Consider the following 24,295-nt stretch of genomic DNA (forward strand, 5'->3'; position numbering starts at 1 on the left):
AGTCTGCCTGAGTGAAGTAGTTATTGCTCTGCTCCTTGAGGAAGTCGCGCAAAAGCGAAGGTTGTTACAGAAGCAAGGATGGGAGGTTCACATCACAAGGTGCAAGATGTGAGTTGACCTATTTTGGCCTGGCCGTAAGTTCACCATTGATTCATAAAAAATTTCGCGAGAAACTGGATTCCAACTTGCTCCCCAAAGATCGTCTTGCTGGCTGCCGCTACCTAGCAACACAGCCTCGCAGTCAGAGTGCATTTCACCTCCACCTGCTAGAATTTGGCGGTTGATGTCTACAACTGTTTTGATGTAAAAGCGATTGGCTTGAAGCATTTCTGCGATCTGCTCAGCCGTTGCAGGCTGATGGATGATATGAATGATCAACAGCGAAACCTCAACCTAACCACCCTCCCCCAATTATATTTGACCAAAGGCGCTATTCAAGGCAGTCATTGCGGAGTTAGGGGGCGATCGCGTCATGGCTGCTCATGAATCATGCAGGGCGATCGGAATGGATAGGAAGGGCGATCGCACTAAAGTTCATGGCTTAAATTCTTGGCTTACGGTTGAAATCCCTCAATCCCTAACTTTCGTCAAATACCCGAATAGGCACAAGCTCCATACATTGGGAGTACGCCAACTAGACATCTGGAGCGCCGTTGTATGGCATCCCATATCGGGCAAGGTCTGGGCTTTCCGTTCAAAACCAATGTTCAGGGCAGCTTACAACTCACAGCCGAGGGGCAAAACCTCGAAGAATCGATACATTTGATTCTTCGCACCAGTCTAGGCGAGCGGGTTTATCGACCTGACTTTGGCTCTCGCCTCTCCGAGCTAGTATTTGCTCCCCTCAACACCAACACCTTGCTAATGCTACGGCTCTATGTCGAAGAAGCATTAGAAGCGTGGGAACCCCGGATTGATTTAGAAGAAATTCTTACCGATCCCGATCCAGTGCGGGGGCGAGTAGACGTCACGATTAAATATCGACCTAAGGATAGCTACGACTTACGAAGTCTAGTTTATCCCTTTTATCTGCTGCCACCAGACGAGCAGACTCCAACTTAATTGCATCGCGGGAGAATGTTGTGGATTTCGACTTTTTACCTCAGTTACCTAAATCCAATCTCGACGATCGCACCTTTAAGGATCTGGTCGATGAATGTCTGCTCCGCATCCCCCGCTACTGCCCAGAGTGGACCCATCACAACCCCTCCGACCCCGGCGTTACCCTAATTGAATTGTTCGCGTGGCTCACCGATCAAATGTTGCTGCGATTCAATCAGGTACCTCGCCGTCAATATGTCGCCTTCTTGGAGTTATTGGGCATCAACTTACAGCCCCCTGCTCCTGCCCATACCGTTCTCTCCTTTTACCTCACCCGTCCCCAGGATATTCAACGCTCCATCCCAACAATCCCTGCCGGAGCTGAAGTTGCCACTCAACGCACTGAAACAGAGATGGCAATTGTTTTCAGTACCGATCAAGAATTACCTCTAGGAGTGCCCTGGATTCGCCACTTCTTGACTGAGGAAACCGCAGCAAACTCTCCTCAACAAGTCCGCGATCGCTTAAGTAGCCACTGGACCCGCGACAATTTGGGCCGCTGGACAGGACGGCAGCAAGCAGTATTTCAGAGCATGCCGCAAGCAGGAGATAGTTTCTATCTTGTCTTTGATGGTGCAGAACCACTAGATGGCGCAATTCTAGCGTTAACCATCGAAGGAGAACCCGCAGGCTCAACCGGAATCAATCCCAATCGTCCGCCCCGCTGCTGGGAAGCCTGGAATGGAGAGCAGTGGCAATCTGTCTTATTGAAAGAAGATGACGATGGCACGCGAGGCTTCAGTTTCAATGATGTGGATCGGCGAGGCCAGAACGGTCTGAGTGAGGCGGATGTGATTCTGCATCTGCCGCTCGTTTGGGCTCCTGTCACCTTTGCGGGATATTATGGGCGCTGGTTACGCTGTAGTTGCCTCCCCTCCGACACCGAACGCTTTAGCCGATCGCCCCAGTTAACGACGCTATTTGCCCAAAACCTAGGAGGGAGAGCACTTGCCAGCCAATGCGCTCGCATCACAAATGAATTGGTGGGGGAGAGCAACGGTACACCGGGCCAAACCTTTTTCCTGCAATCCCAAGGGATTCTGGAGCGGCAACCCGGTGAGTATCTCCAAGTGACCCCACCAGGCGAACCACCGCAATGCTGGACTGAGGTAGAAAATTTTTCGGCATCTGGTCCGAGCGATCGCCACTACACCTTAGACTCCCGCACCGGACGCATTCAGTTTGGCCCCTTAATTCGCGAACCCAACCATTTACAAGAAGAGGTGCAACTGCGACGCCAGGAACAGTGGCAAGGACAAACTTTAGCTCAGACTCAGGTAGAACGGGTGGAAACCCTAGAGCGGCAGTATGGAGCCACGCCTGCCCGTGATGCTCTTTTGCATATGGTGGCTTACCGCACGGGTGGGGGCGATCGCGGTAATGTTCCCCGTCATGCCCTGCGAATTCTCAAGACAGCTTTACCCTATGTCAAGCAAGTCACGAATCATGAGCCTGCTCGCGATGGAGCCAACGCCGAAAACTTAGAAGAAGCGGTGCTGCGAGTGCCTCGCCTGTTACGAACTCGAAATCGGGCGGTGACAGCAGAAGACTACGAAACCCTAACGCTGCAAGCCAGTCGAGCCGTGGGACGCGCTTATTGCCCCAAACAACAAGGCAGTGCTGTTGGTATTGTCAGTGTCTATGTGGTACCGCGAGTTAGCCCCACTGATTGGAATTTGGGCATGGCTCCAGAGACATTTACCCTCAGTTCACCCCTACGAAAGGAGATTGAACAGTTCTTGGGCGATCGCTGCTTGCTAGGAACTCAGGTGCAACTACGGCAGCCTGATTATGTCGGCGTTTCGGTGCAAGCGGTACTGGGGGTTGAAGCAGACTATCGAGTCGGTCTAGCGCGGCGAAGTTTGCGCCAGCAATTGACCCAAGCTCTCTATCAGTTGCTCAATCCGCTGACCGGGGGGCGGCAGGGCACAGGTTGGGAAATGGGAGCTCCCTTATATCTCTCTGACCTGGTGCGATTATTACAAAACACTTCCGGCGTGCAATTTCTAGAAACGATTCAACTATTTGAATTGCGCTCCAAAATGGACTGGCAGCGACAACCCGTGACAACTGGCATGATTGATCCTGGCCCCACGGGAGTGATTTGCTCTTGGGCAGAAAGCGGACGCCAGTCAGCCCATCGGATTCAGATTTTGGGTGAGGAAGCTGACCTATGACCCGGCAGGTCGATCGGCGCACGCTCAGCCTGCAACTATTGCCGATGTCTGTCCCGGATACACCTCCTGTGGGGCAGGCAGGTCTAGCCACTTGGGGAGCAGTCGCTGATACCGGAACGGCTCCATTACCGGGACTGGGTCTGTGTCCTGGAGAAGTTGCAGAACTGTTGGTTCGTCTAGAATATCAGGGAGATCAGCCGCTCCCATACCAGTTGCAAGTTAGCGGCAATTTTCCGCGATCGTGGTACAACCTGCATACAGAAGGCAGTGAACTTCACTCCAGCCATGCCACAGAAGCCGTAGTTCGCTTTCGCCCAGAAGCTGATTTCTTTGAAGCTCGGCAAACTTTAGCCCCGGAACAGACCCTACCGCTCGACTTTCAAGGGGAAGTCCGAGCCTATCAGCTTTCAAGTGCTGGTCAGCCTGGAGAGCTAATGGCCCGCGAGCCGTTTCACCTGTTCCTGCGACCACGGAGCCTCTATCCGCAATTCTTACCTGCTGTTTACCGAGAAGTAGACTTTATTGGTCGCTTCCTGAAAATTTTTGAGCAATCCTTTGAACCCGCAGTTCAGACCTTTCAATCGCTCTGGGCTTACTTAGACCCCTTAACGGCACCGGAGGCGCTGCTGCCGTTCCTAGCGCAGTGGGTGGGGTGGCACAACGAAGCAACCTGGAGTGTGGCACAACAGCGATCGCTGATCCGGCGAGCAATGGAAATTTATCGTTGGCGAGGCACAAGGCGGGGGTTACAACTGTATTTGCACCTTTACACTGGGTTATCCCTACACGACCCAACTCGCTCTGACCTTCAGCAGCCAATTCAAATTCACACCGCTTCTCAACAGGGATTTGTGTTAGGTGAAACCGACTTAGGTCCGATGGCCATCTTAGGAGGTGGGAAGCCGCTGCATTTTCGGGTCAAGTTATGCCCAGCGAGAGGGCAATTCCTGGATGAAACCTTGGTGCGCTCCATCATTGAACAGGAAAAACCTGCGGTCTGTACCTACGACCTAGAAATTGTTCCCATTGAGGAGGCTACTCATGCCTGATCGTGCCTATCCCCGTCTAGAAGGATTTGAGCGCTTAGCCATTAGCGATGGCCTTACCATTGATGCGGCTCGTTGGCAGCAGGCTCACGATTACCATCGACAACGCCAGAATTTCCAGTACCAAGCGCTGTACGAATCCGGTATTGTCTATGGCTTGGGGGTCGCCCCGCTACTCAATCAACCGGATGGCCGCCTGCTGCAAGTACAGCCTGGAGTGGCGATCGATGTTGAAGGGAACCCAATCATCATCCCAGCACCTGAAGAGTTCCGCATCACCTCAGAAGCAACGGAGGGGCAGCCACTCCTGGTTCACTTGGTGGTGAATTATGTTGATCCAACTTATTTGCGTCGCACTGCTGTCACCCAAACGGTGCAAGAAACGTTTCGGATTGTGGAAAAGCTGCACCTAGAGCCCAGGGATGTGGAAATTTGCCGCATTTTGCTGCTGCCAGACCCCCAGGGCATCCGCTCGCCTATCAATGTTTTTCATCCGACGACCAACGAACTCGATTTCCGTAGCCGCCGTTCTCCGCGTCCCTATTCCCCTCTAGCTATTCAAGTGGGACAGGTGACGAGTGATCAGGCTGTAGATACCAAGCGGAACTTGCTGGGTTTAGTGCGATCGCTAGATGGTTTGTATCCTTCTCTGAAGGCTCAGCCCACCGTCCAAACCTTTTCAGCTTCCGGGCTAGCTTGGGAGCCCCTGAGCAACTGCCAGTTGTTGCACATCCCCTATCGGGTGCTGTTGGCCCTCTCCAATCCAGCGCTACAGCGATTGAAGGACTACTTGGCCGAAGGTAGAGTCTTGCTGGCTGTAGTTGATTTTGCTGAGGCTGAGCTGCTAGAGCTGTTGGACATTGGGCGAGAACTCCGGGCAGGACTGGCAGAAGCAGAACGCGATCGCGAGTTGTTTGAGCAATTAGGGACGCAAATACAGGCAGAAATTACAGAGAACCTAAATGCGATCGCTGAGCGACAAGCCCAGATAGAGCAATCCTTAGCCGCGATCGCCCCTACTTTAGGAATCTCCCTGGCAGACTCTGGAGCGCTCGATCAAGATCATCCCTTGTGCTGGCAACCCTTTACCTTTAGCCAGCTCCCCACTTGCTTGGGACACCCGGTTTTTGTGAAAAACTGGCAGGGATTGGTGTTGATGGTTGGCGATCTGAGCCACTGTTGGGGACCTGCGACCCTGCTAGATCTCCCCCGTGATGTCGTGCGGTCGGCACAAGAATGGGGCATCAATTTACTGCATTTTGCTGCCCAACGGTGTCAGTGGGCACAAGATATGCAGCCTGTATCAACTTCAGTTGCGACAACTTCGGCATCTACCTCAGATAGCCTCCAGCAACGAACACAATTTCTCCAGGAGCCAGCTACTTAACGCAACGCGCATCGGGCCACAGTGCCTTCCCATCTTCAGGTCAATATCAAGGATTGTGAGGCAATGGCCGAAGTTACCACGACTAAAAAGCAGATCATCACTGAGTTGTCCCATCAACAGGTGACGCTGAGTGCCCAACAAACCACGGCTGTCTTCTACGCCACCGTCTGGAATGATAGCGATCGCTTTGCCTCATTTCAGGTGAAGTTGCTTGCAGCGGGGATGACTTTAGAAGCAAGCAAGGCTTGGTATCGCCTCACGCCAGCCGTTTCCTCAAAAATTCCGATCGGAGACTCCACCCGCTTTCAGATTGAAGTTTTTGATCTACCCCCGATTGCTCAGCAATTTCGGGGTGCGATCGACCTAACCGTAGAAGTTACCTCACGGGATCTGGAAAATCAGTACGATCGCCAACCTTTGCGGCTTTTAGTCGAGGGAATTCAGGGGGCACCTCCATCTCTAGGGTTCACGGCTCCTTCCTTTCAAGCGTTACCGGGGGAGCGGGTGCCGATTACCGCCCAGATTCACAACTCGACGGGAGTGCCACAGGCAGTAACGCTACGCCTTTCTGGTCTACCTGATCTTTGGTTCCCCGACGGAGTCCAGCAAACACACACTCTTCCCTCTGGTAAGCCTCAACCCATTCAGTTTGAATGTGTGGTTCCTGCGGCTATACAAGCCCCTAGTGACCTTTATGCTCTGCAACTAGAAGCGACGGGACGTTTTCCTACGGTAATCACCATTGGGCAATTCCAGGTTTTACCGAGCGGTCAGATCGAGTTTGCTTGCACTCCCCTAGAAGGCGCGATTCCAGAGGTCTTAGGGAGATGGCAAAATCCTACCTGGGGAGCCACCACGTTTACCCTGCAATTCCACAATCAAAGTAACATCCAGCCAGGGGTTCAAGTATCGGTTCAGGAATTACAACCGCCACGTCGCTGGTTTTGGCAAAAGTCCTCCTCCCTGGAGACAACCTCAGATCCTCTTGTGTTACCAGAAGGTGTGTCATTAGGGGAACCCATTGCAGCTTTGCCACCTGGCCCCAGTAGCCTGCCCCTTACAATTCAGCGGCGACTACCGTGGCTAGGATGGGCGAGATTACGCCGCTTTGAAGTTACAGCTCATAGCTCCACTTCTACTATCCCGATTCAAAACCAGACCCACCAGCTCAAAGTTCATTTATTTCCTGTCATGCCTTTTTGGCTACAGGTGCTAGGCATCCTATTAGCTCTGGGTTTAGGTAGCTTGGTCTGGATGTTGTTGAGTGCTCCAGGACATCGTGGCCCTGTAACGTCTGTCCAGTTTAATGGCCAAGGGACCGAGGTGCTGAGCGGCTCTGAGGATCAAACCGTCTTGCGTTGGCAGATGCGTCTAGAACATCTACGTCAGCGTAGTCGCTTCAGTGATTTTGGGAGAGCGGTACGGGTAGCTCGTTATCGACCTGTGAATAATGATCAGGTGGCATTGGGATTTGAAAATGGGGAAATCCGGATTGTTAACCTGCTGACAGGAAAGGAATCGCAACTCACTCCAGATAAAGATGATCGAGTCTTTGCTTTGGTGTTTAGCCATAATGCCCGCACCCTCTACAGCGGTCATGGCAGCGGTCTAATGTTGCAATGGGATATCAGCCAATTTGAGCCAGAGCAAACTACTCCCCAACAGGCATATAAGATCCCGTTTCCTATTCAAGCTATGACGCTAGTGGGTCGAGAGGACAAATATTTAGCGATTGGCGGTCAACATAACCATCTAGCCTTGCTGAATGTAGACCCCATCATCGTTAAGGGAAGCAACACTCTTCTGAATCTGCCTTATTCTAACGGTAGTGATGGTGAAAACGCAGATGTTACCAGTTTAAGCGCTGCGGCTGAGCAACCTAACTTACTCGCCGTTGCCGATACGCGAGGATACATCAGTCTTTGGGATACCCAAAGTTGCTTACAAACCCAAGGTAGTTGTACGCCCCTGAAAAATCATTGGTTAGGACATAGCGGTAGCTCGGTGCGAGCGGTGGCATTGAGTGCGAGCGGCTGCTTCCTCGCCAGTGCCGCCGATAACGGCCAAGTGAAGCTGTGGCCTCTCAAAGGTATTGGTTCTTCATTCGCCTTAGAAGAGCGCGTGTTAGAGCATGGCAGTCAACCGATGAAGGCTGTTGATGTGATTGAGACTCGGCATGATGTTTGGGTAGCAAGTGGCAGCAATGACGGTCGAGTACGGCTACATCAAGTTCCGATCGCCTCAAAAAATCGACAAGAAAACCGCTGCCCTGCATTAGCAGAAGATCCTTCATGAACACTCAAGACCTGAGACGAAACAGTCCTGTGGTTCACCAACCTCTTGTAATGATGGTGGCTGCTTGGGATCGCGACCAAGCTACACCTGGAGTGCAGCATTATCTGGGAGTGACCCTAACTAACAGAGGAGACCAAGATGCTGTGGTGCAAGTGCGGTTGGAGTCTCCGGCAGAATTCTTCGAGCAATGGTGCCCGCAACCCGAACAATGGCTGGCGCTAGCAAGCGGTAAAAGTGGCGAACTCACCTTTTGCATTACCGTTCCAGGGGATGCGTTACCACAATGGCTGAACTATGAGGTAGTCGCTCGGCCACAAGGAGCCTACGCTGACTATTATCTGCCTCCTACTCGTTGCCGCTTGCAAGTTCTGGCTCCAGAAATTCCTGACACTCAGCAAGACCCCACCTTTGCCATCAGTCCCCTTACCAGTTCAGGGCGACCCCTGAAGGTAAAACCAGGTGTACCTGTCACCGTAGACATGGTGGTTGAGAATCGTTCCGAGCGAGTCGATCGCTTTCGGCTGGAATGCACCGGATTACCAGAGGATTGGATCGTTGAGATTGAGTACCCGCAGGAGTATGAAGGACTGGGATTGGTGCAGATTGCGGATAGCCTGGGGGTCAACCCTGGCGATCGCGGGACTCTGCGAGTTGTGCTTCAGCCTCCCCTACTCCCTCTCGCTGGGAATTATCTACCCACCTTCCGTCTCACGTCCCAAAATGACCCTACTCTAGGCTTACTAGGGTTACTGTACCTGCAAGTAGACCCAGTCTACCAACTCCAGGCGCAGCTACAGTCGGTGCAAGATCAAGTCCACGATCGCCCTGCTCAATTTACCCTGCTCCTCACCAACCTGGGCAATACGCCGCGTCAACTTCAGCCCAGCATTCAAGCGCTGACCCCTCCTGAGGCTTGTACCTACCATCTCCTCTCCGATTCGCTCAGCCTTGCACCTCAAACTACCACCCCTGTTCTGCTAGAAGGACAACCCCAACGGTGGTGGACCCGCCCTTGGTTGGGTGGTGGGAAGACTTATCCGTTTCAGGTGCAGTTGAGCGATCCAGAGAAGCACCCAATTACACCTGATGTCTTGCAGGGACATCTCACTTGGATGCCTCGCCCTTGGTGGCAACTGCTGTTGGTGGCTCTGGCTGGTTTAGGCTTGTTAGGTACCCTGATCTTTTTAGTGTGGTGGTTCTGGCTGCGTCCACCCAGACCCCCAGAAGTATTGGAGTTTGCGGCTGAAGATAATCGTTATGCGGAAGCCAATAGTGATGTAGCCCGTCTCCGTTGGCAGATTAACCATCCAGAGCACATTCAAACGCTCAAGATTACAGGCTACAGCCCCGAAGGCGGTATTCTCAGCGGTCCCCTAGTCTATGACTTTACCAAGGGTCAGTTACCAACTGCACTGCAATCCTTCTGTACTCGCCAAGAGACGTTACTGACTTGTAACCAGATCCGCACCGATGCTTACCAGCCAGGAAAATATGTCTTTGAACTGCGCCTGCTGACGAAGAGACGGCGAGCGAAACCAATTGTCTTGAAAACTGACCTGGTGGAGATCAGTGCTAAACCGATGCCGACAGTCGTGGCCCTGGAACCCATCTCATTGGTATATCGAGAAGCGGCACCAGGCACGCCTAGTCCAGCTGAACAAGCACTCCCTGTAGCCGATCGCGCAGGTGTCAGGTTGAACTGGGTAGTCACTGCCGCCAAAGATCTGAGCGCACTGCATCTAGTGGGTCGTGACCAAACAGGCAAAATGATTGGTGATGTGTGGTATGAGTTTTCTCAGCCTGGGGCATTGCCGCCAGAGTTGCAATCATTTTGTCGCCTAGGCTCTACCTTAATCTGTCGAGGCGTGCCTACGGGACTGAATGCAGTGGGAGAATATCGTCTGGAGTTGCAAGCTTTGGCTGTAGGGCAGTCTGAGAGCAATGCAACAACTGAGATAAAACCGCGATCGACAGAAGTTGTGAAGATTCAAGCTCAAATGCCACAGATCTTGAATTTTCAAATTAATGGTCGAGAAGCGCCTGCAAAAGTACTAATTCCTCTGGCTCCGGGACAACTACCGCCGATGATTCAAATCAGTTGGCGGGTTCAGGGTGGCAGTAAGACTCAGGTAGAACTTACCCCTGCTCCTGGTAGCGTTCCTCCTGTAGGAGAACTTAGGTTGCCTCTCAGCCCCCAGGGAAGTACGACGCTGGCTTTGCAAGTGAAAGCACCAACCGGGGAAGTCTTAACTCGCTCTGTAACCCTAGAAGTGCTCAATCTTCCTGCTCCCTCACCAGTTGCAAGACCAGTTGCTAGTATGGCCGAAATTCCAAGGAATCCGGGCAATGCTGGAGCACCCGTTAATGGCAGCAATAATGCTAATGGATCTGGAGCACCGAGTAATGCTGACGCCGCTAGTGGAGAGACTGCCAACCCTACCCCAGTTAATGCACCAAGTAATGCCTCTCCACCCCCTAGCCCATCCCCTGCAACTGCTTTGGAGATATTGACTCCCGCTGAGAGCGATCGCTTATCTCCTGTGGAGCAACCACCCCAATTTAATCCCGGATAGTAATCCCCGGATAGTAAGCTTTGAAATCTATGATTGTGACTGGCGACCCATGATACCTAATCGATCGCGACTCACCCCCAAACTGCTGCCGCTTGTGCTGTTGGGAACCACCCTGCTTCCCCAGCCTGGATTCGCTCGCGATCGCTTGCAAGATCTCAAAGACCCCGCCTACTGGAGTCAACTGTGTACTCTCTTAGGAAGTAAACCTACAGATACTCTCCCCGCTTGCGAGCGGGCGCTCGAACTACGGCCTAAGGAAGCTCCACTTTGGACTCGATATGGCTCTTTGTTGCTAGGTTCTCAGCAATATTCAGAGGCGATCGCCGCCTTTGGTCAAGCGTTGAAACGACAACCCAAAAACTCTCAAGCCTGGGCAGGTCAATGTCTTGCCTGGAAAGAACTTGGCGATGACGAAGCAGCAGTGACAGCCTGTGACCAAGCGTTGAAGATCAATACTAATTGGGGCGATCGCTCCGCTCTGGAAGCGCAACATACTCGCAGCTTGATCCGCAATCAAGAACTAGACTACCAAACGGCACTTCAGTTCTATCAGCAAGTGCTAGAGCAACAACCGACCTATTCTCTGGCGTTGTTCTACCGAGGAGAAGCTCTAGAAAAACTAGGCAAATCTCAGGAAGCGATCGATGCTTATCAGCGTGCCCTGAAAGGAGATGATAACTGGGGCACTATGGAACTAGCCCAAACTTGGTATCTCCGAGGTCTTACCCATCGTCGGGTCAAAGAAGCAGAACTTGCGGTTAAAGCTTTCGATCGCGCTCTCTCTTTTAATCCTAATGACGGTCCTACTTGGTTTCAGTTAGCAGATACGCTCCGTGAGTTGCAGCGCCCTACAGAAGCCCTCTCTGCCTATAACCGAGTACTAGAAATCCAGCCTACCTCCTCACAGGCGCTCCTCGGACAATGCTTGACTTTAAACCAATTGCAACAGGCAGAAGCCGCTCTTGCTGCTTGTCAAAAAACACTCCAAGGCAATGCCCCATTGTCACCAGAGGAGGTGGCGCAAGTTTGGAACCAGCAAAGTTATGCTTTGACCAATTTAGGCAAGCTAGAAGATGCTTTGACTGCAGCCAATCGGGTGGTGGGAATGCGCCCAGATTGGAGCCAAGGATGGAGCGATCGCGCCGTAGTCTTGTGGCACCTGAAACAATACGAAACTGCTCTTGCTTCGGTAGAAAAAGCGATCTCCCTCGATCCGCAAGATGCCCGTGCTTGGGCCAATCAGGGGCGAATTTGGCGATCGCTCAATAATCCTGAAAAAGCCTTGGCTGCTTATACAGAAGCTCTAAAGATAGATCCCGAAAATGCCTCAGTATGGGCGAATCTTAGTGCAGTCCAGTGGTCACAGGGAGATCATGGTGCAGCGCTGGACGCAGCCAATCGAGCGGTCACAGTTGACCCAAAACTACTGCAAGGTTGGCAAAATCGCGCCACGGCCTTAGTCGCTTTACAAAAATATCCTGATGCCCAAACCAGTTATGAACGAGCTATAGAAATAGACCAAAACAGTGCTGACTCCTGGGCTGGCTTAGGTTTGGTCTTAGCCAAACAGCGGCAGTATCCGCAAGCGATCGCAGCGCTGCAAACAGCAGTCTCCCTCAATCCGCAACAGTCCCTCGCTCAGCAAGCCCTGGAAGCCCTGATGGAGGTAGAGCCTCCCGTGCTCCCTAAGTAAATTGATCCGATACTCTTGTCATTGGATTGACCTGTCGTTTTATGAAGTCTTGCTAAAGAATTGACCTTCGTCTATTGCCGGATTGCATTGAAGCTCTAAAGATGGAGACAGTCATATTTTCTCGGTATATACACTGCCCTTAATATTCAATTCATACTCCTGACGGCTGCATTGGCTCTCGAACCGAATGTGTCTTGTCTGAGGTGAAGTTGCTCGTTTTTCTCCTTTCACTTGGAAAGAGATTCCTTATGCTACCTCGTCGTCGCTGGTCCTGGCTGATTGCCTGCTTCCTCACTATCTTGATCACTACGGCTCCGTGGCATGGCCAAGCAGCAGTACCGATCGAGAGATTACTACAGCAGAGTCAGCAACAATACGAATCGGGGAAACTGGAGGATGCCAAAATTCTCCTTCAAACCGTATTGCAGCAAGCCAAAGCTAAAAATGATACTTTGACTTCTGCGATCGCTCTCAGCAATTTAGCCTTAATAGCTATTCAACAGGGGCACTGGAAGGAAGCCAATCGAGTCATTAGTCAGAGTATTCAATCTCTAGAAACACTGGATGATTCTTCTGCCAAGACTGTCGTTTTGGCTCAGACTTTCAAGGTTCAAGGCAAACTATACCTTGCGCAAGGGAATGCTTCACAAGCTCTAGAATCTTGGAAAAAAGCAACCGTTGCTTATCAACAAATTGGTGATGCGACAGGTGAGATTGAAAGCGCATTACAGCAAGTTCAAGCCTTTCAATCATTAGGGCTATACCGTCAAGCTTATGAAAAAATCTTAGAACCTTTACAAACAAAGATACAGCAACAACCGGATTCAATCGCAAAAGTGCAAGGGTTACGAAAACTTGGAGAAGTAATGAGTGTTGTTAGCGATCTGAAGGAAGTAAAGCAAGGAGAAGCATTGAGCAGTAAGAGCAATCAAGTGAAAGTACAAGCAAAAGAAATCGTGCGAGAGAGCGTTACCATTGCTCAGCAGCTCAATCACCTGCCTGAGATTCAGGCAAGCCAACTTACCTTAGCTAATTTGATCGCAGCAGAGATTCGCCAAACTCAGGGTGCTAGCAGTTTAAAGAAACGGGAGCAGGAACAACTTCGAAAAGCTACTGTTGAAGCACGCAATCTTTATAGTCAAGTAGCAGCGACTCCTTCTCCTAACCAACTGCAAGCCAACCTAAATCTTTTGGCTCTATTGATTGATCTCGATCATCTTACTGAGGCAGCCCAACTCGCTAACTCTCTAAAACCCGTGATGGCCAATCTGTCCTCTGATCGCGGTAGCATCGAAGCTCGGCTAAATTTTTCGCATAGCCTGCTGAAGCTCCAAAAACGAGGAAGGAGTACAGATCAAGATGCGATCGCTATACTCATTAAGGCTGTAAATCAAGCCAAAGATCTGCAAGATCCGCTGTTGAGAGCCAATGCTTTGGGAAATTTAGGACAAGCCCAAGAACAACAGCGACAACTGCAAGCAGCTCAATTTACAACAGAGCAAGCCCTATTCTTGGCTCAATCGATCCCACTAACCCACAAAATTTCATCTCTTGATCAGGTTTATCGCTGGTCAGCTCAACTTGGCCGACTACAGGAAAAACAAGGTGATCGGCTGGGGGCGATCGCATCCTATACTCAAGCCGTCAACACTTTAAAGAGGCTGAGAACTGATTTGGCAGGTAGTACAGATGCTTTGATTTTAGAGCAAGATGCTTTAGAACCTGTCCATCGCCAGCTCGTCAATTTGTTGCTACCTAGCAATGGTTCTCAGCCTTCTACTGAAGACTTAAAAAAAGCTCGTGATGTGATCGAATCACTCCAACTAGAAGAGATTAATAATTACCTAAAATCCAATTGTATTCAGGCAGTAGAAATCGATGTCGAGGTACCTCCGAAAACCGCAGTCATCTATCCCATTGTCCTATCTAATCGAATTATCACGATCGTTAGCGTTAAAGATCGCGGTTCCAAGTTATATCCAACTACAGTTGATCAAGAGGCGGTTCGAACAACAGTAGAAGCTTTACAAGCTGGACTGCGTAAGTCCTATAGCCTAGAGTATCAGGAACCTTCTAAGCAGCTCTATGAATGGCTGATCACACCGATCTCTGAGGAATTGCAGCAGGAAAAAGTAGAAACTTTAGTGTTTGTTCTAGATGGAGCTTTTCGCAGCGTGCCAATGGCAGCTCTATCTGATGGAGAACAGTTTTTAATTGAGAAATACAGCATTGCTACTACGCCGGGGCTAAAGCTCAGCGACCCTCAACCTTTACAAGCGAAGGCGCTCTCTGGAATTGCTTTCGGCCTTACAGAGCGTCGTACTGTCAAGCTACCAGATGGCTCTTCTCAACTTTTCTCCGAGCTACCGTCTATAGACTTAGAACTTAAAGTCTTTCAGGCAGAAATCAACCCTTCTACTACAACTGAAAATAAAAACTTTACCCATGACCAGTTCGTTAAATCACTGAAAAAATCTCAAGCTCCAATTGTGCATCTAGCAACTCATGGACAATTCAGCGCCAATCGCGATCAAACATTTCTCGTGGCTTTCGATGGTGTGATTAACATCGATGAACTAGCGACAGCTTTGGGAAGTGGGTCAGATACTCGTACAACCCCGATTGAGTTGCTAGTGCTGAGCGCTTGCGAAACCGCTATTGGAGACGATCGCGCCCCTCTCGGTTTAGCAGGCATGGCTCTGAAATCGGGAGCTAGAAGCACGGTTGCGAGCCTATGGAAGGTGAATGACGATGCTACTTCCATATTGATGCAGAAGTTTTACAAGGAAGTGGCTAGCCGCAAAGTTACGAAAGCGGTAGCGCTGCAACAGGCACAACGCGCTATTCTTAAGGACTCTAAATTTGGTGGTCATCCCTACTTTTGGGCACCGTTCATTTTAGTTGGTAACTGGTTGTAAATCGAGGTTTCTGTTTCTATGCAACGCCGCAATCCCTTCATCAATTCTGGCTGGCTCTGGTTAACCACTTCCGTGATCATCAGCAGCCTCTCTCCTAATGCCCAAGCACAAGTCGTTCCCGACGCCACGTTAGGGAATGGCAACAACTCCGTCACTTCTACGGTGGGCGATCGCACTGATATCACGGGGGGATTGCAGCGCAACTCCAGCCTGTTTCATAGCTTTGAGCAATTCAATGTCAATACCAATAAACAAGTTTACTTTGCCAATCCAACCGATATCCGTAACATCTTTAGCCGTGTCACCGGAGGTAATCTCTCCAACATTGATGGCACGCTAGGTGTAGCTGGCAGTGCCAATCTCTTCTTCATCAACCCCAACGGCATTATCTTTGGCCCCAATGCCCGCTTAGATATCGCTGGTTCCTTCTTCGCCAGCACCGCCGATGCCCTTACCTTCACTGATGGTCAAAAGTTCGCCGCCACGGGCGATCGGGCGGCCCCTTTAGTGGAAGTCAACATCCCCCTCGGCTTGCAGATGGGACCAAATTCCCCAGCTATACTGACAAATCAGGGACAGTTGGCAGTAGGTGCAAGTCAAAATTTAACATTGGCAGGCGGAATTACAACTAGCACCGGATCTCTCACAGCTTCAGGTGGAACTGTGCAGGTATTGGGCAACCAGGTCAATTTACAAGATCAAGCCCAAATTGATGTCTCTAGTCCCACTGGAGGCGGCACCGTTTTAGTGGGTGGTGACTACCAAGGCAAAGGTAGCTTACTCAATGCCACCCAAACCTCCGTAGGGACAGGTGTGACTATCAACGCAAATGCTACCAATCAGGGAAAAGGTGGCAAAGTGATTGTTTGGTCAGATGATGCCACCCAATTTAACGGTACTATCAATGCCCGTGGCGGGAAGCAGGGCGGTGATGGTGGGTTTGTAGAAGTTTCTGGACGACAAAACTTAGCATTTCAGGGACAAGTAGACGCGGGTGCGTTTCAAGGGCAACCTGGACAGCTACTGTTAGATCCTGGCAAGTTAACTATTAAAAATGGAGGAACGAACAATAGTCCTATCCCTCCTACAGGCTCTGGCGACTTTACGATCGATCCCATAGCTTTACGCAACGCACTCAACAACTCTCCTATAGTCTTACAAGCAGATACTTCCATAACATTTGATAATGCCCTTGATGCTAGCGTTAATGAAAAAGCCAACAATTTGGCTTTGAACACCCCTTGGACTGTTTTAAACGCGCCTATTACTCTCAAAACAGGAGCTTCACTGACTGGTACTGCAACAAAAGTTGATGTCAACGCAGGGGGTTTAATTCAAAACGGGATTGATGCTGCAGCGGTATCAGGTGCAACAGTGAATGTAGGAGCTGGCAGCTATACTGGCTCAGTCAATGTTAACAAGCCTCTTGATCTCGTCTTCAAGGGAATAGGGGTGAATCTAACAGGCAACCTTCAAACAACGCCAGGAATTGCAGTTGGGTTATCAGGTGCCTTAAAGACAACACAAGCCCAGGCATACAATGACGTAACTCTTAATGGAAATACTGCGCTTACAGGCACAAATCTTACTTTTACCAAGTTTAATGGTAACAATCACGATTTGCAGCTTGATTTTGCCAATCAAATCAGTGTTTCAAATACTCTTTTCAGCAATATCGAGAAGTTTGTTAATAACGGCAGTGGTGGCACGCTGATCAATGGCAACTTCACGACCAGCGGTGCCCAAGAATATAAAAATGCAGTTAAGTTTGGAGCCGATACTCAGTTAACTAGTAACGGCAGTATTCAATTCGGTGGTACCGTTGATGCTACAGATAAAAACACTGACGTGACGATCGCTGCTGGTACAGGAGACGTTACCTTCGGTGGTGCTGTAGGAACAGATAGAAATGGAGCCTTAGGAACTTTAGATATTACAAGTGAAGCCGTTCAACTCAACACCACCAACGCGAATAACTTGAATATCAATGCGACTGGAGCCATTACTCAAACTGGAGATTTGACAGTTGGTGGAACCACAACACTAGCCGCTGGAGCTAACGATATTACCCTCGATAGAGCAGGTAACAACTTCAATACAGTACAGGTCACAAGTGACAAAAATGTGACATTGAATGATACCAATGCTTTGAAATTTGGTACATCCGACATTACTGGAAACTTGAATGTCACTACAAAGGGGGCGATTACCCAAACTGGAGATTTGACTATTGGCGGCACGACCTCTCTAGCGTCTGGCAACACCAATAACATTACCCTCATGGGTGCAAATAACTTCAACACGGTGCAAATTAATAGCGGCAACGATGTTTCTCTAAATGATGTCAATGTCGTGAATCTTGGAACATCCACAGTTTCAGGAGATCTAAATGTTACTGGAGCCACCATCAATATACCGAGTGGAGCTTCAGTCAAGTCAACCGGTGGCAATATCAAACTAAATGGTACTACCTCTATAACCAATGCTGGCTCTCTTATTGCACCAGGGAAAACAATTAGCATCTTTGGTGGTCAGATCGCATTAGATGGAGGCTCGCTCGTCAATGTTTCTGGCTCAAAAGGTGGAACCGTTCAGATCGATGGTTCTCAAGTGGGCATTGCTGCCAATGCTAGGATTAATGCTGATGCTAACTCAACCACGGGACCGGGTGGCACTATTAAGGTTACTGTTCTGGATCCACTGAGGTCACCGATCCATGAAACTACAACGAACATTACTGCTAAGGGTTCTCCAGAAGGAGAAATTACGCTACCACCTAGTGTGGAATCGGCAATTTCAGCAGCTTTTCCTACGACTCCTGACCCAAACACGTCAGCCATCAACGATATTACGATTGTTGATGGAAATGGTCAGTCAATTATTACAGCTCTTCAAGGTTCCATTGACCCCTTTTTTCAACCTTTTCTTCAAAATGATCCGATCTTATACCAGTATTACGCAGGTACTCTATTTCAAAACCTCCGAATTCCACAAACCGCTCTTGAGGGAACAACACCATCTATCATTTCAAGTTTACTGACTCAGCAAGATATTATCCTTGCTGCGAGAAACAACATTACCATTCAAGACCTGACCAACCAAGGTACAACTCCAAACCAACTGACCCTCACATCTCCAGGCACTACTGGCTCTATCCAGCTTGCGGCGGGTGGAGTATTTACCATGAATCACAGCGATACGATTCAAACAAGTGGGAGATCAATTCGAATCACAGCTCTGAATACAAGTGGTGTTGACGACAGTTTAACGATCGGAGGCATTAATGCTTCTAGCCCAACAGCAGTAGGAGGAGACATTATCCTCACTGCGGCAAATGGAAATATCAAGATTGGTAATGGGATCAACCCGACACTGCTCTCAAGCAACAGTATCGGTAATACTGTGATTCAACCTTCTTCTAATCGTCTTTTCAGCCGCATTCAAGTCGAAGCAACTACAGGATCTGTTGATGTAAATAACGTACAAGTACAGGCAAATTCCGATACTGGTTATGCAGGCAAAGTCTCGATTAATGCTGCAAATACAATTGCAGCAAAAAATCAAACAATTATTAGCGCGAATGGTCAATCTGGGGATATTACGATCGGCTCAATCCTTTCTCCCTCAGTACCTCCAGTTTTGCGTCCGGAGAATATTTTAGTTAGTGATACCCAGCTTTCTTCTGAGAGTAACTTTAAATCTTTACCTGGAGGAGGTCTATTGACCGCAGGTGCCATTCGGTTAGGCGCGAATACTATTATTCAGGTGATTGACAGTAAGCTCTCCAGTAGTGCATCTGCTAACGCAACAGCAGGAGCAGTTGAAATTCAAACAACAAACAATTCCTCTGGGTTGATTTCGTTAAATAACTCTGTCCTTAAATCTGAAGCATCCGGTTCAAGCAAAGCCGGGGTGATTAACTTAATCGATGCCAGCACAATTGCGCTGAATGGAACGACGATTTCTAATACAGTAGTAAATGGTAACGGAGGAAAGACCACAATCAACGGAGGCACGATAGCGATTAGTGGCGGAACAACAATCCAGGCTGATACAAGTGGTCAAGGATCTGCAGGAAATATTGAAATTACTGCCACTGCACCAAATCCCGATTCAAACGCGGCAGCCCTTACTATTGATAACAGCCAGGTTACAGCTACCACAAATCCTGATCGAGAATCTGACAAACGAGGTAATGCAGGTCAAGTTTCTCTCAAAGCGACCAATGGCGATATTGCTATCAAAAATAGTAGTACCGTTTCTTCCAGTACATTTAGTGATGCTGGCCCTGACTTTGCAAATGGTGGGGTCGTCAGGGTCACTGGGCAAAATTTCTCGCTTCTCAATGGTTCCGTGATTCAAGCGCGTAGCACTGGAACAGGCAGACCAGGCAGTATTTCCATTGATGTGCCCAACACCATTACTATCTCAGGAACTAGTCCTTCCGGTCAGGTTAGTGAAGTTTCTACCTTTTCTGGTGCAAGTGCCGACCTCAGTAGTTCAAGCTCCAATCCAAGTGATCTTCTCCCTGGTGATATTCGCATCAATCAATCTGAAAGCCCAGTCAACAATTTAATCCTTTCTGAGCGCGGTCGAATCAATGCTTCTACCCAGTCGACTAAGGCAAACTTTACAGGCGGTAATATTCAGGTTTATGCCGATAATCTAAATATTACCAGTGGTGGGCAAATCGTTGCATCCTCCTTGGATGATGGCAACCCCGATACGCTACAAGCAGGTGCTGGAAATATCAACGTTGTTAGCGATAACATTAATATTTCCGGCTCTCAACAATCTTTTAACACTGATCCAAACTTTAGATCTACGATTTTCGCAAAACCAATTGGTAATGTCACTTCCAATGGGACTCTGACTCTATTATCAACCCGTGGGGGAGAACGAATCTCCACTCTGGCACCAGCTTTAGGATTAGCTAGCGGCGATCCACTGCTGTCTAATACATTCAATGGTTCTGGAGTGCAACTCTTTGCTTTGGGTGATGGTTCTGGATCGCTAGCATTTGATTGGACATTTTTAACAAATGAATCTACTGGTATCCCTGATTATCAATTTAACGACTCTAGTTTTTTGACTACTACTCAAGGCAATATAGCTTCACTTACCGATGTCAACACTGGAAGTTTTAAAGATTCTTCTGTTTCTGGATTTGATCGCGAAACAATTGGTAGTCCAACTCAAACTCTAACGGTAAGTCCAGGAAGCAGTGTTAATATCGGTGTGTTTAATGTTGGTGACGCAGCAGTTGACTCAGGATTGCGGTTAAGCAATTTGACGTTAAACAGTGCTTTAGTTCGAGTAATAGTTAGCTCACCGGACATCAATCCGAAGAAAACCTTTACTAGCGGCATCTTTGCTAAAGCAGATGGTACGGGCAATGCAGGCAAGATTGCGGTGAATACGCCTCGACTAACGCTTGAACAAGGTGCAGAGATTGCAGCTTCAACTGAAAAAGGTATAGCTGGAGACATCGTAATCAATGGAGGCGGAACTGGACAGGTAACGTTGAGTAATGGTGCCCAAATTTCTGGCTCCACTGTGGGAGGGAAAGGTGGCACAATCGACCTGACTGGACTCAACACTCTACAAACTACAAATAGCCTGATTGCAGCTTCTACCACAAAAAATGGTGGGAGTGCTGGCGCTGTCACTGTCAATGCAGCTCAATCTGTCACTCTCGATGGTACCCTCCCTCCAGGAATCACAGGTTCTATTGGGGGTATCTCTACTCAAGCCAGTGATGGCAATGGCTCTGCTGGAGCTATCACAGTCAATACTAGTCAGCTAAAAGTTCAAAATGGAGCCGCAATTGCCGCCTCAACCGAGACAGGGGTAGCAGGCAACATCTTGATTGATGGCGGTGGCACTGGACAAGTGACCTTGAGCAATGGTGGTCAAATCTCTGGCTCCACCGTGGGTGGTCAAGGTGGCAAGATCGAACTGAGCGGACTCAACACTCTACAAGCTACAAATAGTCTGATTGCAGCTTCTACCACAAAAAATGGTGGGAGTGCTGGCGCTGTCACTGTCAATGCAGCTCAATCTGTCACTCTCGATGGCACCCTCCCTCCAGGTAGCAATCTTCCTCCAGGAATTACAGGTTCTATTGGGGGTATCTCTACTCAAGCCAGTAAAGGCGATGGCTCTGCTGGAGCTATCACCGTCAATACTAGTCAGCTAAAAGTTCAAAATGGAGCCGCAATTGCCGCCTCAACCGAGACAGGGGCAGCAGGCAACATCTTGATTAATGGTGGTGGCACTGGACAGGTAACCTTGAACAGTGGGGCTCAGATTTCCGGTTCAACGGAAGGAGGGAAAGGTGGCACAATCGACCTGAGCGGACTCAACACTCTACAAGCCACAAATAGCCTGATTGCAGCTTCTACCACAGGCGATGGTGGGAGTGCTGGCGCTGTCACTGTCAACGCAGCTCAATCTGTCACTCTCGATGGTACCCTCCCTCCAGGAATTACAGGTTCTATTGGGGGTATCTCTACTCAAGCCAGTAAAGGCGATGGCTCTGCTGGAGCTATCACCGTCAATACCGCTCAGCTAAACATTCAAAATGGAGCCGCAATTGCAGCTTCTACCGACTCCGGTAAAGGCGACAACATCATACTGAACGGTTTAAACACGCTCCAACTGGACAATGGCATAATATCTGCCTCAACTCAGACTGGGACTGCTGGTGACGTAACCGTTACTGCAAATCAGGGCAGTGATCCATCCATTCAACTCCTCAACAACAGCACCATCGAAGCAACTGCTAAGAAGCAAAAAGGACAGGCGGGTGGAGTAACAATCACGACTCCCTCCCTCACTGTGACAGGATCAAAGATTGCTACTTCCAATGAGGGTCCTCAAGATCAAATAGGAGGCACTAGCAAAGATATCCAGTTACAGGGACTAAATTCTTTAACCGTGAATGGTGGCAGCCAAATCACTGCTTCTACTCAAACAGGCCAAGCGGGAGCAGTACTGGTGAACGCTGGGTCTCCAGCCGCACAATCAGTGCAAATAACAGGTGTGGGAACGCAGCTAGCAGCTCAAGCAGAGGATTTAAAAGGCAATGCTCGCAATGTCATTCTCAATGCGAAGCAAGTCAAAGTAACAGATAAGGCAATCATCTCTGCCTCTAACGTTTCTGACTCTGGTATCTCCGGTCAGACGGGAGGTGTGTCATTTGAGAACCTAGAAGCATTAGAGGTGTCTGGAGGCGGAACGATTGAGGCTAAAACTCAGGATGGTCAAGCAGGCAACGTCAATGTTGCTGCGAGCCAGTCCGTGCTCCTGGATCAAGGCACTCTATCGGTCAAAGCTGGAGGAAGGGGAAAGGCTGGTATTTTAACCGTGACTGCTCCCACTCTCACACTTCAAAATTCAGGAGAGATTCTAGCAACTACCAATTCAGGTGGTAGTATCGGCACGGGCAGCATCATCCTGAAAGATCTAAACACACTAACAGTAGATAACAGCAAAGTCTCTGCCTCAACCCAGACTGGTACTGCTGGCAGCGTAACCATTACTGCGAATCAGGGCAGTGATCCTTCCATCCAACTCGTCAATAAGGGTACGGTAGAAGCAATTGCTGAAAAAGGTGGCAGCGCAGGTAATGTCACCCTTACAACGCCTACTCTCAACATCACCACTGGCGCATCCGTTGCAGTTAGCAGCAAAGATGGAGAGGGAACAGCGGGCGATATTGAAGTGAATGCCAACAAAACCACACTTGATAATGGCACGATCACAGCAACAACAGATAAAGGTGGACAAGCTTCTTCTGCAGACATCATCCTAAAAAACTTCAATAGTCTCACTGCCACTAATAACAGCCAGATTTCTGCCTCTACAAACTCTGGTACTGCTGGTAATGTCAAAATTAGCGCTGATCAGGGTAATAACCCAGCGATCGCCCTCAACAACAGCACTATAGAGGCAGCTGCCAAGTCAGGAAAAGCAGGAGAGGTAGCTATTACAACCTCAAACCTAGCGGTTAACAACAGCTTGATCTCTTCCTCCACCACCACTGGAACAGCAGGAGGTGTGACAGTCAAAGTAAATGGGTCAGTAACTCTCAATGGCACAAGTCAAATCAAAGATAAAGACAGTAAGCCATTGGGGGGGATTGTTGCCGCAGCAACGGAGGGTGGTAGCGCAGGCAATGTGGATGTCACCTCTGGAAAATTAGCGATCCAAAATGGCGCTCGAATCAGCGTCAGTAGTCCAGCAGGACAGGCAGGTAACCTGAATGTCACGACCAATGACCTACGGATGGATCAGGGTACGTTGGAAGCAGTGACAGGAGGAGTCAAGGATGGAGCCAATATTGACCTAAAAGTAGGGCCAGGAGGGTTGCTGCTGATGCGAAATGGTAGCTTGATCTCGGCAAATGCCAACAACACAGCCAACGGTGGCAACATCAAAATCAAGGCTCCCTTTGTGATTGGGCTCACCTTTGAAAATAGTGATATTGTCGCTAATGCGGTTAAGGGGCAGGGAGGTAAAATTGATATTGAGACTCAAGCAATTTTGGGCTTGAACTATCGACCCAAATTGACCCCTCGGAGCGATATTACAGCCAGCTCAGAGTTTGGGGTGAGTGGTAGCGTTAACCTCAACACCCTCAGCACCGACGCGACCAGAGGTTTATCCACCCCCGCGATCGCCTTTATCGATGTCTCCCGCCTTACCGCCAATGCCTGTGCTGCAGGGGGAGCAAAAGCAGCAGCTAACAGCGAACTTCGCATCAATGGCAGAGGAGGAGTTCCGCTGAATCCAACTGCTCCTCTGCCCGCTCAAACAACAGAGAGTGATTGGGTTTCTCTCAACGTCACGCCTGAAGTCCCAACCACTGTCACCTTCTCCGGTGGCAACAACTTCACACTTGAATCTGGAGAAACCTACCAACTACAAGCAACCTGTGTCCGAAGTTGGAAAGAGCAGCAACGCCCAACTCTCTAGTGGCTTACAAGAGCGATCGCTTTTTAACTCGATTCATTCATAGACCTAGGAGCTTGATGTGTGCCAATGGGTCCGAATTAAACCAATTGATGGAAATTTTAGGCATTTCATAACCTACTTACGTAG

10 protein-coding genes are annotated in these 24,295 nt (G+C 49.4%); 9 read left to right on the forward strand and 1 reads right to left on the reverse strand.

The genetic code is table 11. The features are described 5' to 3' along the window. Window positions 1-87: 87 nt before the first annotated feature. Entirely contained in the window at window positions 88-378 is a 291-nt protein-coding gene (locus H6F68_RS06360) for a DUF5674 family protein (protein WP_242065384.1), read from the reverse strand. 279 nt (window positions 379-657) lie between these two features. Between H6F68_RS06360 and H6F68_RS06365 the strand changes: the two genes are divergently transcribed. From H6F68_RS06365 to H6F68_RS06405, 9 genes are all read left to right on the forward strand, one after another. Continuing rightward, window positions 658-1,062 carry a GPW/gp25 family protein gene (locus H6F68_RS06365; RefSeq protein ID WP_190557436.1) on the forward strand — a complete coding sequence of 135 codons (405 nt, stop codon included), beginning with the start codon at window positions 658-660 and terminating at the stop codon, window positions 1,060-1,062. Between the two features lie 20 nt (window positions 1,063-1,082). After that, window positions 1,083-3,278, forward strand: coding sequence for a putative baseplate assembly protein (locus H6F68_RS06370; protein ID WP_190557438.1), 2,196 nt, complete (start codon window positions 1,083-1,085; stop codon window positions 3,276-3,278). Then, on the forward strand, window positions 3,275-4,327 hold the full coding sequence (locus H6F68_RS06375) for a phage tail protein (RefSeq protein WP_190557440.1): 1,053 nt from the start codon (window positions 3,275-3,277) through the stop codon (window positions 4,325-4,327). Before H6F68_RS06370 ends, H6F68_RS06375 begins: the two co-directional genes overlap by 4 nt. Then, on the forward strand, window positions 4,320-5,711 hold the full coding sequence (locus H6F68_RS06380) for a hypothetical protein (protein WP_190557442.1): 1,392 nt from the start codon (window positions 4,320-4,322) through the stop codon (window positions 5,709-5,711). The genes H6F68_RS06375 and H6F68_RS06380 overlap by 8 nt, the downstream gene beginning before the upstream one ends. A 21-nt stretch (window positions 5,712-5,732) precedes the next feature. Continuing rightward, window positions 5,733-8,006, forward strand: coding sequence for a hypothetical protein (locus H6F68_RS29590; RefSeq protein WP_190557444.1), 2,274 nt, complete (start codon window positions 5,733-5,735; stop codon window positions 8,004-8,006). Then, complete coding sequence (locus H6F68_RS06390; protein ID WP_190557446.1) at window positions 8,003-10,579, forward strand: hypothetical protein; 2,577 nt, start codon at window positions 8,003-8,005, stop codon at window positions 10,577-10,579. The genes H6F68_RS29590 and H6F68_RS06390 overlap by 4 nt, the downstream gene beginning before the upstream one ends. A 49-nt stretch (window positions 10,580-10,628) precedes the next feature. Further along, window positions 10,629-12,272 (forward strand): tetratricopeptide repeat protein, encoded by a 1,644-nt coding sequence (locus H6F68_RS06395; RefSeq protein WP_190557448.1) that lies wholly within the window; start codon window positions 10,629-10,631, stop codon window positions 12,270-12,272. A 248-nt stretch (window positions 12,273-12,520) separates the two neighbouring features. Next, the gene (locus H6F68_RS06400; protein ID WP_190557450.1) at window positions 12,521-15,190 is read left to right on the forward strand and encodes a CHAT domain-containing protein; all 2,670 of its coding nucleotides are present in this window, start codon (window positions 12,521-12,523) and stop codon (window positions 15,188-15,190) included. Window positions 15,191-15,208: 18 nt separating this feature from the next. Next, a complete protein-coding gene (locus H6F68_RS06405) occupies window positions 15,209-24,169 on the forward strand; it encodes a filamentous hemagglutinin N-terminal domain-containing protein (protein ID WP_190557452.1) in 8,961 nt (2,986 codons plus the stop codon). The last annotated feature ends 126 nt before the right edge of the window (window positions 24,170-24,295 follow it).

Source organism: Trichocoleus sp. FACHB-262, assembly GCF_014696035.1.
In the GTDB taxonomy this organism is placed as follows: domain Bacteria; phylum Cyanobacteriota; class Cyanobacteriia; order FACHB-46; family FACHB-46; genus Trichocoleus.